This is a genomic window from Lysinibacillus sp. G01H (genome assembly GCF_028872195.1).
Lineage (GTDB): Bacteria > Bacillota > Bacilli > Bacillales_A > Planococcaceae > Lysinibacillus > Lysinibacillus capsici.
In genome coordinates this window covers 3,765,073-3,783,026 of record NZ_CP118397.1, presented here as the reverse complement: position 1 = coordinate 3,783,026, position 17,954 = coordinate 3,765,073, and the positions used below count along the sequence as shown (strand labels likewise).

The 17,954-nt window shown below is 37.9% G+C and carries 19 protein-coding genes; all 19 read left to right on the top strand.

Annotated elements, in window-relative coordinates; translation table 11 throughout:
- Positions 1-138: 138 nt before the first annotated feature.
- The 19 genes from PSR12_RS19260 to PSR12_RS19170 all read left to right on the top strand — a co-directional run bounded on the left by PSR12_RS19260 (position 139) and on the right by PSR12_RS19170 (position 17,897).
- Positions 139-1,368: an EAL and HDOD domain-containing protein gene (locus PSR12_RS19260; protein ID WP_221681167.1), complete on the top strand. Its 1,230-nt coding sequence runs from the start codon at positions 139-141 to the stop codon at positions 1,366-1,368.
- A gap of 162 nt (positions 1,369-1,530) precedes the next feature.
- The gene (locus tag PSR12_RS19255) at positions 1,531-2,373 is read left to right on the top strand and encodes a YitT family protein (RefSeq protein ID WP_221681168.1); all 843 of its coding nucleotides are present in this window, start codon (positions 1,531-1,533) and stop codon (positions 2,371-2,373) included.
- Positions 2,374-2,421: 48 nt separating this feature from the next.
- Entirely contained in the window at positions 2,422-2,745 is a 324-nt protein-coding gene (gene cccB, locus PSR12_RS19250) for a cytochrome c551 (protein WP_004227972.1), read from the top strand.
- Between the two features lie 142 nt (positions 2,746-2,887).
- Positions 2,888-3,823 carry an HPr(Ser) kinase/phosphatase gene (gene hprK, locus PSR12_RS19245; protein WP_004227974.1) on the top strand — a complete coding sequence of 312 codons (936 nt, stop codon included), beginning with the start codon at positions 2,888-2,890 and terminating at the stop codon, positions 3,821-3,823.
- 43 nt (positions 3,824-3,866) lie between these two features.
- On the top strand, positions 3,867-4,688 hold the full coding sequence (gene lgt, locus PSR12_RS19240) for a prolipoprotein diacylglyceryl transferase (protein WP_221681169.1): 822 nt from the start codon (positions 3,867-3,869) through the stop codon (positions 4,686-4,688).
- Positions 4,689-4,701: 13 nt separating this feature from the next.
- On the top strand, positions 4,702-5,343 hold the full coding sequence (gene ppaX, locus PSR12_RS19235; RefSeq protein ID WP_257520511.1) for a pyrophosphatase PpaX: 642 nt from the start codon (positions 4,702-4,704) through the stop codon (positions 5,341-5,343).
- 5 nt (positions 5,344-5,348) lie between these two features.
- Entirely contained in the window at positions 5,349-5,891 is a 543-nt protein-coding gene (locus PSR12_RS19230) for an acyltransferase (RefSeq protein ID WP_257520510.1), read from the top strand.
- Between the two features lie 850 nt (positions 5,892-6,741).
- Positions 6,742-7,914 carry an ATP phosphoribosyltransferase regulatory subunit gene (locus PSR12_RS19225; protein WP_221681171.1) on the top strand — a complete coding sequence of 391 codons (1,173 nt, stop codon included), beginning with the start codon at positions 6,742-6,744 and terminating at the stop codon, positions 7,912-7,914.
- Positions 7,907-8,551 (top strand): ATP phosphoribosyltransferase, encoded by a 645-nt coding sequence (gene hisG, locus PSR12_RS19220; protein WP_004227990.1) that lies wholly within the window; start codon positions 7,907-7,909, stop codon positions 8,549-8,551. The genes PSR12_RS19225 and hisG overlap by 8 nt, the downstream gene beginning before the upstream one ends.
- Positions 8,552-8,583: 32 nt before the next feature.
- Positions 8,584-9,858 (top strand): histidinol dehydrogenase, encoded by a 1,275-nt coding sequence (gene hisD, locus PSR12_RS19215; RefSeq protein WP_221681172.1) that lies wholly within the window; start codon positions 8,584-8,586, stop codon positions 9,856-9,858.
- 4 nt (positions 9,859-9,862) lie between these two features.
- Positions 9,863-10,462 (top strand): imidazoleglycerol-phosphate dehydratase HisB, encoded by a 600-nt coding sequence (gene hisB, locus PSR12_RS19210; RefSeq protein ID WP_004227994.1) that lies wholly within the window; start codon positions 9,863-9,865, stop codon positions 10,460-10,462.
- Positions 10,459-11,091, top strand: a complete 633-nt coding sequence (gene hisH, locus PSR12_RS19205; RefSeq protein ID WP_221681173.1) for an imidazole glycerol phosphate synthase subunit HisH — start codon at positions 10,459-10,461, stop codon at positions 11,089-11,091. Before hisB ends, hisH begins: the two co-directional genes overlap by 4 nt.
- Positions 11,085-11,846, top strand: coding sequence for an imidazole glycerol phosphate synthase subunit HisF (gene hisF, locus PSR12_RS19200; protein ID WP_221681174.1), 762 nt, complete (start codon positions 11,085-11,087; stop codon positions 11,844-11,846). The genes hisH and hisF overlap by 7 nt, the downstream gene beginning before the upstream one ends.
- Positions 11,843-12,460: a bifunctional phosphoribosyl-AMP cyclohydrolase/phosphoribosyl-ATP diphosphatase HisIE gene (gene hisIE, locus PSR12_RS19195; protein WP_221681175.1), complete on the top strand. Its 618-nt coding sequence runs from the start codon at positions 11,843-11,845 to the stop codon at positions 12,458-12,460. The genes hisF and hisIE overlap by 4 nt, the downstream gene beginning before the upstream one ends.
- A gap of 90 nt (positions 12,461-12,550) precedes the next feature.
- Positions 12,551-14,074, top strand: coding sequence for a tetratricopeptide repeat protein (locus tag PSR12_RS19190; RefSeq protein ID WP_221681176.1), 1,524 nt, complete (start codon positions 12,551-12,553; stop codon positions 14,072-14,074).
- A gap of 160 nt (positions 14,075-14,234) precedes the next feature.
- Positions 14,235-15,179 (top strand): thioredoxin-disulfide reductase, encoded by a 945-nt coding sequence (trxB, locus tag PSR12_RS19185; RefSeq protein ID WP_004228004.1) that lies wholly within the window; start codon positions 14,235-14,237, stop codon positions 15,177-15,179.
- Positions 15,180-15,526: 347 nt separating this feature from the next.
- Positions 15,527-15,994, top strand: a complete 468-nt coding sequence (locus PSR12_RS19180; RefSeq protein WP_004228007.1) for an NUDIX hydrolase — start codon at positions 15,527-15,529, stop codon at positions 15,992-15,994.
- Positions 15,995-16,003: 9 nt separating this feature from the next.
- On the top strand, positions 16,004-16,897 hold the full coding sequence (gene rapZ, locus PSR12_RS19175; protein WP_274770151.1) for an RNase adapter RapZ: 894 nt from the start codon (positions 16,004-16,006) through the stop codon (positions 16,895-16,897).
- A 4-nt stretch (positions 16,898-16,901) separates the two neighbouring features.
- Positions 16,902-17,897: a gluconeogenesis factor YvcK family protein gene (locus tag PSR12_RS19170; protein WP_004228011.1), complete on the top strand. Its 996-nt coding sequence runs from the start codon at positions 16,902-16,904 to the stop codon at positions 17,895-17,897.
- Positions 17,898-17,954: the final 57 nt, after the last annotated feature.

Genomic DNA, 17,954 nt, shown 5'->3' with positions numbered 1-17,954 from the left:
CACGGGGACTGTCCTTTCTTTTTTATTGGCTGAAAAAGCCAAGTTGGCATGTTAAGTTTAGCTTGAAGTATAAGCATCAGGTCGTAAAAAATGTTATACTATAAATTACTAGAAAATGGAGAAATGGGGGGCAATGGAATGGAAGTATTCATTGGCAGACAGCCTATATTTAATCTTCATGAGCAAGTCGTTGCATATGAATTGTTATACCGTAGCAAAAACGTAAATGCCTTTCCAATGGTCGATTCAGATGCAGCAACGATTGATGTACTTGTGAACTCATTTCTTTCAATTGGTTTTGAAGAGGTAACGAAAGGGAAACCTGGATTTGTTAATTTTACTGAAAACTTATTGATGAGCTCTATACATGAATTTTTAAATCCCTCACAGGTAGTGATTGAGATATTAGAGGATGTTCCACTTACCTCTCAATTAGTGGAGCGTGTAATTGAGCTAAAAAAACAAGGGTTTCAAATTGCCTTGGATGATTTTATGATGGATGATCAAGTGAAAGTTTATGATGAATTATTTGAACAAATTGATTATATAAAGGTGGATTTTTTAGCTTCTTCCATCGTAAAAAGAATGGAAATCGAAAATAAAGTTAAGGAGAAATTTCCACATATTCAATTGCTCGCTGAAAAGGTAGAGACGCGTCATCAATTTGAAGTCGCTAAGTCCTCAGGCTATGTGTTATTTCAAGGTTATTTTTTTGAACAACCGCAAATAATACGAGCAACAGACATTCCAGCAAATGCGATTCAATATATTCACATTATCTCCCTACTAAAAGAGGAAGAACCAAATATTCATTTGCTAGCAGAAAATATTGAACGAGATATTTCATTGACATACAAATTATTGCAAATGATTAATAACTCATCTAAACGTTCTAAATCTAAAGTGCGCTCCATCAAGCAGGCGATTGTGTTATTGGGCGTATCGAATTTACGAAAATGGATTTATTTATTGGCCATGCGTGAAATTGATATTGATGCTGATTCCGATCTTTTTAAAGAAGTGATGTGTACGTCTTTATTCCGAGCTAAAGTTTGTGAAAAACTAGCTAAGCTTGCTTATAAAAAGAATTTCTCAGAATATTTTTTAGTTGGCATGTTTTCTCTAATTGACACATTACTTCAAAGACCGATGAATGTTATTTTACAGCAACTACCATTCTCAGAAGATATTACGAATACCATTTTAGGCTTTGAAACGGAAATGACTCCTTATTTGGAGTTTAGTATTGCGTTAAGTAAACTTGATTGGCCGCGATTAGAAGAGCTAGCTGTACAGTTGAATATACAGTTAGTTGACATTGATCTTTTATATTATGAAGCCATCGAATGGGCAGAAAAATCATTTTAAACCAATCAACAAAAGCTATCTTATTGATTCATGTAAGATAGCTTCTTTTATATTTCCTCACCATAGTATCCCTTCATCATGATGAAGTTCTCAATGCTAAAAGTATTTGCTATAATCATCTCGTCTTAAAAAAATTCTGATAGTTGAAGTGGGCGTGGGGAAATGAAACATGATGTGAGAGATAGCATTGTGGAGTATGTGTATGTCATTGTAGGAGCGGCAATAATTGCTATTGGTTTTAATGTCTTTTTATTACCAAATCAAGTCGCTTCAGGTGGGGTAAGTGGAATAAGTACGATTTTGCATGGTTTATTTGGTTGGAATCCGGGAATTGTTCAATATGCATTTAACATTCCGCTTTTTATTGCTGGTGTTTTATTACTGGGCAAAAAATTTGGAATAAAATCCTTTATTGGGACAATCACATTACCTTTTATCGTCTTATTGACAAATAGCTGGGAGCCCTGGACTGATAATCCTTTATTGGGTGCTCTTTTTGGTGGAATTATTGTTGGTCTAGGAATAGGACTGGTCTTTAAGGGGAATGCTTCAACTGGTGGCACTGATTTACTGGCGCAAATCATTACGAAGTTTACAGGATTGTCGCTTGGAACAAGTGTGCTGTTAATAGATGGCGTTATCGCAATTAGTGCAGCAATTGTTTTTGACTTAGAAAAAGGTTTGTATGCTCTGATTGGACTTTATGTTACCACAAAAACGATTGATATTATTCAGCTAGGTTTTAGTCAGTCTAAAATGGTCTATATCATTACATTGAAACAAGATGAGGTAAGGGAAGCCATTTATGCTGAAATTAATCGTGGTGTAACGAAGTTACCAGCAATTGGAGGATATACAGGAGAAGCACGACCAGTTCTAATGGTTGTTGTTTATCAAACAGAATTCACAAAGCTGAAACAACTCATTAAAAGCGTTGACCCATCAGCGTTTGTTATCGTTTCTGATGCATATGAGGTATTAGGAGAAGGTTTCAAACGTGCATAATTTTGGTATAATGGCGGCGTAAGGTATTTATTACGAGGAGGGGTACTAATGAAAAAAGCAATGTTAACATTAGTGTTCGGATCAGCAATCTTCTTAGCTGCATGTGGCGGCGGAGATAAAACTGCATCTAATAATGGTAATGAAAGTGCTACAGAGCCAGATGGCGAAGCAATAGCGATGAAATCTTGTGTTACTTGTCATGGTGGCGAGCTACAAGGTGCAAATGGTCCAGCATTAAATGATGTAGGTTCACGTTTGTCTGAATCAGAAATTTTAGATATTATAAATAATGGTAAAAACGGCATGCCTGCAGGACTAGTAAAAGGTGCAGATGCTGAAGCTGTTGCTAAATGGTTAGCAACGCAAAAATAATTGCTTTTTAAAAACTAGCGGGCTGGAGAGCCGCTAGTTTTTTTAGTGCAAGTAAACGCTGTATTGAGAGTAAATACATTTCTTTTACACATAGACATGCTAAAATAAGATGAACCTTATCCATTGATTGGAGGCTTTTTCATTGGTCGTAGTATTAACAAGAGATGTTATGGAGAAATTTAAATTAGAGTTATTAGCTGGTGAAGAAGGAATAGGCAGGACAATTGTGACAAGTGATATCTCAAGACCAGGGCTTGAAATGGCAGGATACTTTACTCATTATCCAGCAAATCGAGTACAATTGCTTGGCAAGACTGAACTTTCCTTTTTTGAAATGCTCCCAGCAGATGTTAAGCTTGAGCGTATGCGTTTACTTTGTTCACAGGATACACCTGCTATTATTATTTCTAGAGATTTAGAAGTACCAGAGGAGCTTATTCAGGCCTCAAACGAAAAGCATGTACCTGTGTTTAAAACACATATGACAACAACCAAATTTTCGAGTAGATTGACGAACTACTTAGAGGGGCGCTTAGCTCCAATGACAGCAGCACACGGAGTACTTGTCGATGTGTATGGCATTGGAGTGCTTATAATCGGTAAAAGCGGCGTAGGTAAAAGTGAAACAGCACTTGAGCTTGTAAAAAAGGGTCATCGTTTAGTTGCTGATGATTGTGTTGAAATTCGTCAAGAATCAGAAAACCTATTAATCGGAAGCCCTCCACCTTTGTTAGAGCACTTATTGGAAATACGAGGCATTGGCATTATTGACATTATGACACTCTTTGGTGCAAGTGCAGTACGCCCCTATAAACGTATTACCCTCATCATTGAGCTCGAAATATGGGATCCACAAAAAGTTTATGATCGATTGGGCTTAGAAGAAGAAAAAATGAAAATAATTGACACGGAACTAACAAAACTAACAATTCCAGTAAGACCTGGACGCAATGTCTCCGTTATTATTGAAGTGGCAGCGATGAACTATCGTTTAAAGAAAATGGGCGTCAATGCGGCAGAGGAATTTTCAAGACGTTTAGATGAAGTAATTTCATCAAATGATGTGTTAGACGATTAAAAAGCGAACAACATTGTTCATGACATATTGAGAGGAGTAGAAGATGGATTTATTACTATTGCAAATTGACCCGATTGCCTTTCATTTAGGACCAATTCCAGTTCGTTGGTATGGATTGCTGATTGTGTCGGGAATCATTTTAGCCTATGTTGTAGGGCAAAGAGAGGCAGTTAAGAGAGGTTTGCCTGAAGACTTTCTTGCAGATTTATTATTATGGGCAGTTCCTATATCTATTATCTGTGCACGTATTTACTATGTGTCAATGCGATGGGATTACTATAGCGAAAATCCAGGCAAAATCATAGAGATATGGAATGGTGGTATTGCCATCCATGGTGCACTCATCGGGGCATTTGTCACAGCTTACATATATACTCGTATAAAAAATGTAAGCTTTTTACGAGTAGCAGATATTGCAGCACCTAGTATTTTAATCGGGCAAATTATTGGTCGATGGGGCAACTTTATGAACCAAGAGGCTTATGGTGGCGAGGTATCGAAAGCATTTTTAGAAAACCTAATGCTCCCAGACTGGATTATTAATCAAATGTATATTGAAGAATTAGGTTCATATGTTCATCCCACTTTTTTATATGAATCGATTTGGAACCTAGTTGGGCTTATTATTTTATTAGCTTTGCGTAAAGTGAACTTACATCGAGGAGAAATATTCTTTAGCTATTTAATTTGGTATTCAATTGGTCGTTTCTATATCGAAGGAATGCGCACAGATAGCCTTTACTTAGTGGGAGATTTACGTTCAGCACAGGTTGTATCCATTATTGGTATTGTAGTTGGTCTAGGTGCAATTATTTATCGTAGAATAAAGGTAAAACCAGCCGTAAAATACTTGGATAATAAATAAGGGGTTGTAAAAGATGGCTGTTAAGGCACTACTATTTGATTTTGATGGGACTTTACTAAATACAAATGATTTAATCATTCAAACATTTATGCATGTATTAAATGAGCGATTTCCCGGGCAATATTCGCCAAAAGATTGCCTGAAATTCATTGGTCCATCATTGAAACAGACATTTAATGACATTGCACCAGGTGAAGAAGACGATTTGATAGAGAGGTATCGCGCTTGGAATATTGCACACCATGATGACCTAGTCAGCCAATATCCTGATGTTGTGTCGACTCTAGAGCAGTTAAAAGCTCAAGGTATAAAATTGGCTATTGTTTCGACGAAACGTAATGAGACAATCGATCGTGGACTTGCTATTCTTGGTGCAACGCATCTATTTGATGTGCGTATTGGTACAGATGATGTGAACAATGTGAAGCCTGATCCAGAGCCAGTATTGCTTGCGTTGGAACGATTAGGGATAGAAAAAAACTATGCGATTATGATTGGTGATAATTCGCACGATATTGAAGCTGGACATCGTGCTGGTGTTAGAGCAGCAGGTGTTGCTTGGGCAATTAAGGGAGAGGCTTACTTACAGCAGTATCAACCAGAATATATGTTGCAGCATATGTCAGATTTATTTGATATTGTGAAAGAGGGGTAAGGTAGATGGCGCGTAAAACAGAACGTTATCGTGTCGAAGGAGCCAATTCACTTTGGAATATATATGACACGGTGTCCTTTTGGAAGGTGATGAAGTGTTTCATTGTCATTCAAATCGGACGCTTCACACCATTTTTACGTGTGAAAAACTGGCTATATCGTACTTTTTTAAACATGACTATTGGTAAGCAAACGTCATTAGCCTTAATGGTCATGCCAGATACCATGTTTCCTGAACGTATTTTCATTGGAGACAATACGGTGATTGGTTTTAATACAACCATTTTAGCGCATGAATATTTAATAGAGGAATATCGCTTAGGTGATGTTCATATCGGAAATGAAGTAATGATAGGGGCAAATACAACCATTTTACCAGGTGTAACAATCGGTGATGGTGCCATTGTTTCAGCAGCTACTCTTGTCCATAAGGATGTGCCAGCAGGCTGTTTAGCAGGGGGTAATCCAATGCGAATAATTTATACTGCTGCACAAATGACAGAGCGCAAACGTAATGAGGCTGTAGAGTGGTGTCCACCAAAGAAATAAAAAAACTCCCGTAGTATAGAGATATACTTCGTGAGTTTTTTGCATATAAAGCTACTCCAAAAAACACTAGTTTTGGAGTAGCTTTTACTGTTTAAGCAAGAACTGCGTCATAATCTGATTTGAATTCACATGTGTCATGATCACCTAGGCAAGTTGTTTCAACAAAAGTTGATTTAATTGCAGTCCCATCAATGTCTTCAGTTGTATGAAGTGTTACCTTGTCACCAGGATAAAACTAGCCTTTACAAATACTAACGATCATTTGCTCACTAAGTTGTACGAATGGACATGCCATAATAAATCCCTCCAATGTGTAATGTATATGGTTCTTTTTGTTATTAATGCTATTCTATATTAGTTTTTTTGGAGTGTGAAAAGAAAAATAGAATGAGAGTAATAATCAATAAAAAAATTGATATAAAAGCATTCTTGATGATAATGAGATTGAGATTCATTTTAAGTGGTTGGTTAAAAATGATTGTATAAATATAATTATTGGTATTGAGAATACTCTAGTGAAAACTCTTTATTTTTAACAATGATTTGTTAGGAGAGAATCATTATCAATTTTTAGCGAATACTTTAAGTTATTAAAAATTGATTTGTCACAATTTAGACATACTCTCGTTCTCACTAAAGTATTTTGTCAAATTTTAAGTAAAATGAGTCATGCTTTTTTTGCAAATCTTTTCAATTCAATGTGTATAATTAACAGAATAATAAGTTTTTAAAGATTTCGATAATTAATGAGGATATCGTTGACTGTATTATTGAAATAAGTTAAAATTCTTTCATAATCTAATTCTCTAATACTCTAGTGAATTAAAGTAAAATGTGAGGAAGTGTCCATATGTCGTCGATAAAAATGTTTGAAAAACCACTTGGAATGCGCGATACATTCCCGCAAATCTATGAGAAAGTTGAAGCAGTTAGACATGCTGGCAGAGACTTTTTATATAAAAGGGGTTATGAGTTTATTAAAACGCCTGCGGTGGAGTATTTCGATACAGTGGGAAAGGCTTCAGCGATTGCTGATGCTCATTTATTTAAGTTAGTGGATAGCCAAGGAAATACATTAGTGCTGCGACCAGACATGACTACACCAATTGCTCGAGTAGCTACATCGAAACTATTAAAGGAAATGATCCCACTACGTCTTGCTTATTTTGCAAGCGTTTTTCGGGCCCAGGAAGCAGAGGGAGGCAGGCCTGCTGAGTTTGATCAAATGGGAATTGAGTTAATAGGTGATCAATCAGTTTTTGCCGATGCAGAAGTTATTGTAACGGCAATGGAGCTATTAAAGCATTTTAAATTGGAAGAGTTTAAAATCACAATTGGACATGCTGGTATATTAAATTGCATTTTACAAGATTACACAGAGAGTATCGAACAGCAAATAACGCTTAGAACATTGCTTGTCCAACGAAATTACGTAGGGTTTGAAGAAGCCGTAGCGTCATTTGATCTACCAAAAGCTAAATCCGATGCCCTCTTACAATTTATTGAAGAAGCCATGAATGTCAGAGATATACGAGATATTGAAAAATATGTCCGTAAAAATGATGCATTAGAATATATGCAACAACTAGCTCAACTACTTGAAATGGCTGACTTAGCTGATTATGTAGCTTTTGATTTCACACTTTCGAGTCATATGAGTTATTACACAGGTATGCTATTTGAAGTATTTGCTGTAGGAAGTGGCTTTCTATTAGGAAATGGTGGTCGTTATGATGGCTTGTTAGAAGTTTTTGGTTCCAAGGTTGGTGCTACAGGATTTAGTATTCGTGTGGATCGTTTATTAGAAACATTAAATGGACAGTCAGTGAAACGACAGGAAGCAACAGTTGTTCTTTTTGAAGAAGAACAATTTGAGGCAGCTTTACTAAAGGTTAAAAATTTACGAGCATCAGGAAAATTAGCTACTTTGCAGTTACGTAGTAGTCTAGTCGATGAGGCGGCCTTTTTAGCATACTTTACAGAAGTGGTGGTAGTTGGACAGGAGGAAGTTGGCGGTGAATGAATTAACGATTGCAATGCCCAAAGGAAGAATCTTTGAAGAGGCATATCAAATGTTGTTAGAGGCAGGTTTTAATTTACCAGAAGAAGTAGAAATGTCACGTAAATTAATGATTGAAATACCAGAGGAAAAAATTCGCTTTATTTTATCAAAGCCAATGGATGTTCCTGTCTATGTTGAACATGGTGTTGCTGATATTGGTATTGCTGGTAAGGATGTTTTGTTAGAGCAACAGCGAGAGGTGCACGAATTACTTGATTTGAAAATTAGTAATTGCTATATCGCTTCTGCAGGCCTACCAAACACCTCCATGAATGAGATTGCGCCTAGAATTGCTACGAAATATCCGAATATTGCCATGAAGTACTACAAAGGCATTGGAGAGCAAGTAGAAATCATCGAGCTCAACGGTTCTATTGAATTAGCACCAATGATTGGCTTAGCTGATCGAATTGTCGATATTGTTTCTACAGGTCGGACATTAAAAGAGAACGGCTTAGTAGAATATGAATTTATTACTGCTGTCTCTTCTCGATTAATTGCAAACCCTGTAAGTTATCGTATGAAAGGTGAGCGTATTATTGATCTCGTGAAGCGATTAAAGAAATGTGTGAATGAGCAAAAAAGTAATCATTTGTAGCTACATATGAAGGACTAAAGGGGATTCATCCTATGAAAATAACAAAGCTTGAAAAAGGCATTTCCTTAAAAAGACCACTTGAAGGAGGAAATGAGGAACAAATAAAAGTTGTACGACAAGTGCTTTCGGATGTTAAGGCACAGGGAGATGCGGCGTTACGCACCTATACTGAGCGATGGGATGGCTATGTCCCTAAAAGTTTACGTGTCTCTGAAGCAGAAATACAAGAAGCAGTAAGTGAACTCAATCCTCAACTATATAAGGACTTAGCGGAAGCAGCAGAAAATATTCGTTTTTATCATGAACAACAGATGCGTTCAGGGTATCGCCTAGAACTGGGAGATGGTTCTTGGTTAGGCCAACGGGTAACTGCTTTAGATGCAGTAGGACTATATGTTCCAGGGGGGACAGCAGCCTACCCTTCATCGGTATTGATGAATGTGATACCAGCGCAGGTTGCAGGGGTGAAACGTATTGTTATTACTTCACCAGCAGGGCCGAATGGGAAACTACCAGCAGGTGTACTGGTGGCGGCTCACCTTTTAGGGATTGATGAGATTTATAAAGTTGGTGGGGCACAAGCAATAGCTGCACTTGCCTATGGCACGGAAACAATTTCCCCAGTTGATAAAATAACAGGCCCAGGAAATATTTATGTGGCACTTGCCAAACGTGAGGTATTTGGAGAAGTGGCCATTGATATGATTGCAGGACCGAGTGAAATTGCTGTGCTGGCTGATGACACAGCCTATCCTGATGAAATTGCTGCAGACCTTTTATCACAAGCAGAGCATGATCCACTAGCTTGCGCCATTCTTGTCACAACCTCCGAGCAATTAGCCAAAAAAGTAGCTGAGGAAGTAGAGAAGCAGCTGCTGAACTTGCCGCGTCAAGAAGTAGCTCGTGCTTCCATAGAGAAATTTGGGGTAATTTATGTAGCTGAAACGTTGGCAGATGCAGTGGAAGCCATTAATTCATTAGCACCGGAGCATTTGGAAATTGTGACGGCAAATGCAGAGGCGCTAGCTGAGCAAATTAGACATGCTGGTGGTATTTTTATAGGTCGGTATAGTTCTGAGCCAGTTGGTGATTATTTTGCAGGGACCAATCATGTACTACCAACCAATAGTACGGCTCGTTTTGCAAGTGGCTTAAATGTTGATGATTTTGTGAAAAAATCAAGTATTGTTTACTATAGTGAAAAAACCTGGAGAGACAATGCACCAAAAATTGCACGTTTAGCGCGTATGGAAGGCTTAGAGGGCCATGCTCGTGCAGTGGAATCACGTGGATGGGAGAAGGAATAGGACGATGACAGAAAAGAAACGATATGCAAAGATAGAGCGTACAACGAATGAAACGCAAATTTCAGTAGCAATTGATTTAGATGGTGAAGGCAAGGCAGATATCCAAACAGGCGTTGGATTTATGGACCATATGCTTGATTTATTTATTAAGCACGGACTATTTAATGGCACAATACATGCAAATGGCGATACTTATATTGATGATCACCATACAACAGAAGACCTTGGTATTGTATTAGGACAGGCTGTTCGAGAAGCACTTGGTGATAAGAAAGGCATAAAACGCTATGGTAACGCCTTTGTACCGATGGATGATGCACTAGCTCAGGTAGTTGTCGATTGCTCGAATCGACCTCATCTAGAGTATCGTGTGCCAGCATTAAAAGAAAAAGTAGGAACGTTCGATACAGAATTAGTTCATGAATTTTTATGGAAGTTTGCCCTTGAGGCAAGGATGAATGTTCATGTAATTGTTCCTTATGGACAGAATACACATCACATTATTGAGGCAATTTTCAAAGCATTAGCACGTGCGATTGATGCCGCAGTGGAAATTGACCCGCGTGTTAAAGGCGTACCATCGACTAAGGGGCTGTTGACGTGAAAATAGGTGTCATTGATTATGGAATGGGTAATTTATTTAGTGTGGAGCAGGCTTTAAAAAGGCTAGGCTGTGAAGTTATTATAACGGCTGATGAGAAGGCGTTAGATGCAACTGACGCACTTTTATTACCTGGGGTGGGTGCATTCCCTGATGCCAGAAAACGTTTAGCTGAAACAAACTTAGACCAATATTTACAGAAGGCACAAAGAGAAAACCGTCCTCTTTTAGGAATTTGTCTAGGTATGCAATTATTATTCGAGCAAAGTGATGAGGTAACCCCAACAAAGGGGCTAGGGTTTTTCAAGGGGTGTATTAAACGCTTTAGCGGCATCCAAGACAGCCAAGCATACAGAGTACCACATATGGGTTGGAATGAACTGATTGTAACAAATCGTCCTGCATGGTTACACAATGAAGTATCAGCGAAGCATGTCTATTTTGTTCACTCCTTTTATGCAACAGATATAGGAGAATCAGAGCTTGTTGCCTATGCTGATTACTATGGCATTAAAGTACCTGGTATTGTGATGAATGGTTCTGTGACTGGCATGCAATTTCATCCTGAAAAATCAGGGGAATTAGGTGTTTATTTATTAGAGCAATGGTTGAAAGGTGTGAAGGCATGCTAACAAAACGTATTATCCCATGTCTTGATGTGAAAGAAGGTCGTGTTGTAAAAGGTATACAATTTGTTTCTATCCGAGATGCAGGAGATCCAGTGGAGCTTGCGAAGTTCTATGATGAACAAGGAGCAGATGAACTTGTATTTTTAGATATTTCTGCTTCACATGAAGGTCGAGAAACGATGGTAGATGTCGTTCGTCAAACAGCGGCTACGCTTGCCATACCCTTTACTGTTGGCGGAGGCATTCGTACGTTGGAGGACATGAAGCGTATTTTACGAGCAGGTGCTGATAAAGTTTCAGTGAATACATCCGCGTTGGAAAGACCTGCCCTTATTCAGGAAGGCTCTGATTACTTTGGCGCACAATGCATTGTTGTAGCAATCGATGCTCGCTATAGTGAGGAAGATAGCACATGGATGGTTTATACACATGGTGGACGCAACAAAACCTCTTGGTCAGCCATTGAGTGGGCCAAAGAGGCTGTACGCTTAGGAGCTGGTGAAATTTTATTAACAAGTATGAATCAAGATGGAGAAAAATCAGGCTTTGATTTAGCCTTAACCAAAGCAGTGCGTGAAGCTGTGACAGTCCCTGTGATAGCTAGTGGTGGGGCGGGACATGCCGAACATTTTTACGAAGTATTAGCACATGAGGTGGATGCAGATGCTGCACTAGCAGCCTCCATCTTCCATTATAAAGAAACAAGTGTAGCGCAAGTAAAGGAATACTTACGTGAAAAAGGAGTGGCAGTAAGATGATAGAGAACATTCAATTTGATGAGAGAGGTCTTGTTACAGCTGTAGTACAAGATGCCAATACAAAAGAGGTATTAACAGTAGCTTATATGAATAAGGAGTCATTAGCTAAAACAATTGAATCAGGGGAAACTTGGTTTTATTCTCGTTCCCGTCAAGAGCTTTGGCATAAGGGAGCAACAAGTGGCCATACACAACAAGTGATTTCAATCAAAGCGGATTGTGATCAAGATGCGTTAATAGTAGAGGTTCTACCAACAGGTCCAGCATGTCATAATGGGACAATTTCTTGCTTCACTGAGGTTATTCAGCAAAAAGAGAAGGTAGGCTCTGTGGACATCATTTCTAAACTTGCCCGTGTCATCGAAAAGCGAGAGCAGGAAATGCCAGAAGGAGCGTACACTACATATTTATTTGATAAGGGCATTGATAAAATCTGTAAAAAGGTTGGGGAAGAAGCAACAGAGGTGGTCATTGGAGCCAAAAACCGAGATGCTGAGGAAGTAAAATGGGAGGCAGCTGATTTAATATATCACCTACTCGTATTATTACAAGAACAAAAAGTAAGCATTTATGATGTTCTACATGTGTTGGAAAAACGTCACGAGGAGAAATAACAGCATATTTTTGATTGTGTGGTATAATAGGAGTTACTGTGTAAAGGAACGTAGAATACGTTCCTTATTTCTTGTTTCGGAGGAAATATATTGGAAAAGAAACGTCAAAATGAGACTCAATCGAATATAGTGTCGTTCATTCCAACAGGCGACTATTATTATAAGAAATCAATACAAGCAATGAACAGTGGACAAATGAATAAAGCCTATAAATATTTACAGCGTGCGGTAGATTTAAGTCCCGACGATCCAATGATTATCTTGCAGTTAGCCATAGTAGAGTTAGAAGGTCAACGTTTTGAGGAAGCGTATGATCTACTTCGACGCGCCTATCAAATTGATCCAGATAATCCAGAAATCATATTTTACATGGCAGAAGTATCAGGGTGTGTGGGCATCATGCATGATGCTAAACGCTTTGCAGAAGAATATTTAAAGCTAGAACCTGAGGGTGCTTATGCGGATGAAGCAGCAGAAATATTAGAGTTTGTCGCTTTTGAGCAAGATGATTTTGAAGAGCTTGAAGGCTCTGGTGAGGATTTATATCGTCAGGAGCAAGCTCGTCGTTGTATGGAAAAGGGAGATTTTCCTGAAGCTATTACTATTTTAGAAGATTTAATTGAAGATCGACCAGCATTTTGGTCAGCCTATAATAATCTAGCACTCGCTTATTTTTATGTTGGAGAAGAAGAGCAAGCAAAGGCTCTCTTGCATACAGTGCTACGTGAAAATAAGGGCAATCTACATGCATTATGCAATTTAACGGTGATTGCGTATTATGAAAAAAACGAAGAGGATTTACAAGAACTGTTAAATGTTCTTATTAAAATTCAACCCTATACTTGGGAGCATCGTTATAAACTTGGTGCTACCTTAGCCTTAATCGGCCAATATGAATTAGCCTATAAATGGTTGCGCAGTATGCAAAAGAGAGGCTATGTAGGAGATGCAGGATTTTACTTTTGGCTGTCACATGCTGCTTATTTCTCAGGACATGAGGAGATTTCGAAAAGTGCATGGGATCAGCTACTAGAGTTAGACCCAGACAAAGAGGGCTTCGAACCTTGGCGCCAACAAGAAAATGAATATGGACTTGATGCATTGGAGCATGATCGTGATTTTATTGTTGAAAAATTAGAGAGTACTTATACAAGTGAGCGCATTTTTGGTTTATTTTTACTGAAAGGTACAGCGCATAAGCAAGAAATTATCGCCCATCCGAAATGGATTAATATTGAACAATTTGGCTCTTTTGAAAAATTGTTTTTGGCTTATGCACTTGGACATGAATTTGATAAGAAAAATAAAGTAGAAGCAAGCTTTTTACGATCAGTACAGGTTTCAGAAATTTTATTAGAACAGTATGGAAAGCTATCATCATTAATTGTACCGATGTTTCAAATGTGGTTTGTGCTATGTGAACAAGCGTTAATAGAAAATTATCGTTTTACAAATCCAACAGCAATTGCAGGAGCAAATGATTATTTATTCAGATCTTCGCAAATGCTTAAAGTGACAAAAAAGGAAATTGCGCAGCAATATGGAGTATCTGTATCTACTTTATCGAAGTATATTGACGAAATCTTAACGTTTTTGCCAAACAGTCATGATTAATGTGAGCAACATAGTTGAATAACTTTATACTTTCACATACGATGAACATACTAACGCTATCACCAATTTTTCCTTAATGTCATTGATCTTCTTCTATAGATGACGTTGCGTGAATTGGTTGAATGAAGATAAAAAGTATTCTGTTTAGGGGGAAGTATTTATGTCGGAAGAAAAAATTTATGATGTAGTAATTATTGGTGCAGGACCTGCTGGGATGACTGCCGCTGTCTATACATCTCGTGCAAATTTGTCAACTTTAATGATTGAACGTGGCATTCCTGGTGGACAAATGGCAAACACAGAAGAAGTAGAAAACTACCCAGGTTTTGAGACAATCTTAGGACCAGAGCTTTCTACAAAAATGTTTGAGCATGCGAAAAAATTTGGTGCTGAATATGCCTATGGTGATGTCACAGAAATCATCGATGGAGAAGAATATAAAACAATTAAATCAGGTGCAAAAGAATATAAAACACGTGCCATTATTATTACCACTGGTGCAGAGTATAAAAAAATGGGTGTGCCTGGTGAAAAAGAACTTGGTGGCCGTGGTGTCAGCTATTGTGCAGTATGTGATGGTGCATTCTTTAAACAAAAAAATCTAGTTGTCGTAGGTGGCGGAGATTCAGCTGTTGAAGAGGGTGTTTATTTAACTCGCTTTGCTGATAAAGTGACAATTGTCCACCGTCGCGATAAATTACGTGCACAAAAAATTCTACAAGATCGTGCCTTTGCCAATGAAAAAATTGATTTCATTTGGAATGCAACTGTAAAAGAAATCAATGAAGCGAATGGTAAAGTTGGCAGTGTAACACTACAATCAACTGTTGATGGTACAGAATCTGAATTTGCTACAGATGGTGTCTTCGTCTATATAGGTATGCTACCTTTAACTAAACCATTCGAGTCATTAGGTATTTTAAATGAGGCTGGCTATGTTTTGACAAATGAAACGATGGAAACAAAAATCCCAGGTATCTTTGCAGCTGGAGATGTTCGTGAAAAATCACTTCGTCAAATTGTAACAGCAACTGGTGACGGTAGTATTGCCGCACAAGCTGTTCAACATTATGTAGAAGAGCTATTAGAGAAAATTAATGCCTAATATGGCTATTTTAAGGAAAAAAATACAATTTTAATGTGGTTTTAATATTGCTGTAACTTGAATGACATATAAAAGGTGTATGATTAAAAATGTAATTAGCAATCCCCCTTTTATTTTGTTTAGTAGGTTGTTTCCGCCTCCAATAGGTGGGAGCAACCTACTTTTTTTGTGTAAAAAATCAAATAATAATATCACGAAATACGTAAATTTTGCGCAAGATGAAGTGGTTATCTTTAAATAGAACTAAATTGTTAATTGTCTGCGTACAAGAGTTGTAAATGAGGACAAAACTTACAAGGTCTTGTTATAATGAAGAGTAGAATGCAAAAGTGATTAGAGGTGTGCCTATGCAAAGAATTGCAAATTTAATTGCCGTAAAAGACGGTAAAGTATTATTACTTCAGAAACCAAGACGAGGCTGGTATGTAGCTCCAGGAGGGAAAATGGAGAGTGGCGAGTCAATCTTTGAGGCTGCTATTCGAGAGTTTCAAGAAGAGACAAACGTCATACCTTTACATGTTCATTTAAAGGGTGTTTATACGATGATCATTAAAGAAAACAATGACGTAGTGGATGAATGGATGCTCTATACATTTGTTGCCAAGGATATAGATGGAGTACCATTTGAAGAAACAAGAGAAGGCAAACTTGCATGGCACCCAGTAGAGGATTTAGCACACTTGCCAATGGCTGAAGGAGATCGAACTAATTTACAATTTGCTGTTTCGCAATCTGGCATTCAGTATGGCACGTTTGACTATACAACGAATTTTGAACTACTTCATCAGAAAATACAAATTTCAAAAGAACAATAAAGGAGTTGCATGACAGTGGTGGTTGAAGGCCAACAAAGTACACATGAATTGGTTATTATTACAGGAATGTCTGGGGCTGGGAAAACAGTAGCTATTCAAAGCTTTGAGGATTTAGGGTATTACTGTATTGATAATTTACCACCTGCGTTACTTACAACTTTTTTAACCTTATTAAGAGATTCTGGTAAAAACAGTACCCGAATTGCAGCAGTAATGGATATGCGCGGAGGCGACTTTTTTGATGCTCTAATTGGCGCATTAGACCATATACTAAAAGAAGGCGATATTGTTGCTCGTATTTTATTTTTAGATGCAGATGATGCCACATTAGTCAGACGTTATAAAGAAACAAGACGTGCACATCCATTAGCAGTGAATGGTTTACCTCTAGATGGAATTAAACAGGAACGAGTACTTTTATCTGAAGTAAAGGGTCGTGCCAATTTTGTTTATAACACATCTAACATGAAACCAAAGCAATTACGTGAAAAAATCGTCAAAGAATTTGCAAGTGAGGCAGATACTATTTTTACCGTTAACATTATGTCCTTTGGCTTTAAACATGGTATGCCGATTGATGCGGACTTAGTGTTTGATGTTCGTTTTCTTAAAAACCCGTATTATGTGGAGGAGCTACGTCCAAAAACGGGTCTTCAAACAGAGGTATCTTCTTATGTGTTAGCGTTGGAAGATACGCAAATCCTTATACAAAAACTGACGGATTTATTAGACTTTATGATTCCTCTCTATCGACAAGAAGGCAAATCACAGCTTGTTATTGCTTTTGGTTGTACTGGGGGCCAGCATCGCTCCGTGACATTAGCAGAATTTTTTGGTGCATATTTTGCGGGCAAGGAAAATACGGTTATTACGCATCGTGATATTACTCGTAGAAAGGAATGAGTGAATGGGGAAAAAGCAAACAAAGCTTGTAGTAATTGGTGGTGGCACAGGGCTCTCCACGTTACTTCGCGGGCTGAAGCATCACCCATTTGATATTACTGCTATCGTAACAGTAGCAGATGATGGTGGATCTTCAGGTCGTTTACGTGATGATTACGATATCCCACCGCCTGGTGATGTACGCAATGTGATTGCAGCATTATCAGATATTGAGCCCCTTGTAGAGCAAATGTTTCAATACCGTTTTTCGGCATCTGAAGATTTACGAGGTCACTCCTTAGGGAATTTAATGCTTACAGCCCTTACTGATATTACAGGTGATTTCAATCATGCTATCAGTGAGATGGGAAAGGTTTTAAAAGTTCATGGTCGAGTTATTCCAGCTGCAAATAAAAAAATCACCTTACATGCTGTGCTTGAGGACGGTTCAATTATCGAGGGAGAATCAAAAATCCCGACAGCGACAAAACGCATTAATCGCGTTTTTTTAGTACCTGAAAATGTGCAACCGTTACCAGAAGCTATTCGTGCAATACTTCGTGCAGACTATATTTTAATAGGACCAGGAAGCTTATATACCAGTATTATTCCGAATTTGCTTGTTAAGGAAATAGGTGAAGCAGTTGTTAAGGCTAAAGGAAGAAAAATATATGTTTGTAATTTAATGACACAAAAGGGTGAAACCATTTCTTATACAGCAGGCGATCATGTAACAGCCATACATAGGCATGTTGGCCATGATTTTATCGATTCCATTTTAGTAAATGATGAAGAACTCCCTAACCCTGTAAAAGAACTGTATAAAGAAGAAAGAGCGGAACCAGTAACATTTGATGTGGCAAAGCTTGAAAGTATGGGATTAGAAGTTATCAAACGAGACATTGCTACAATTCGACCAGATGGAACGGTTCGACATAATGCTACAAATGTTGCAGAATGGCTGGTAGATTATGCTGATATTTACCATCAAAAAGTAAGAGGACCAATAATAGAAACATAATGGCTTTATTGTATATGGTAAGATGAACATATACATAGAAATCATGATTGAAAGGGG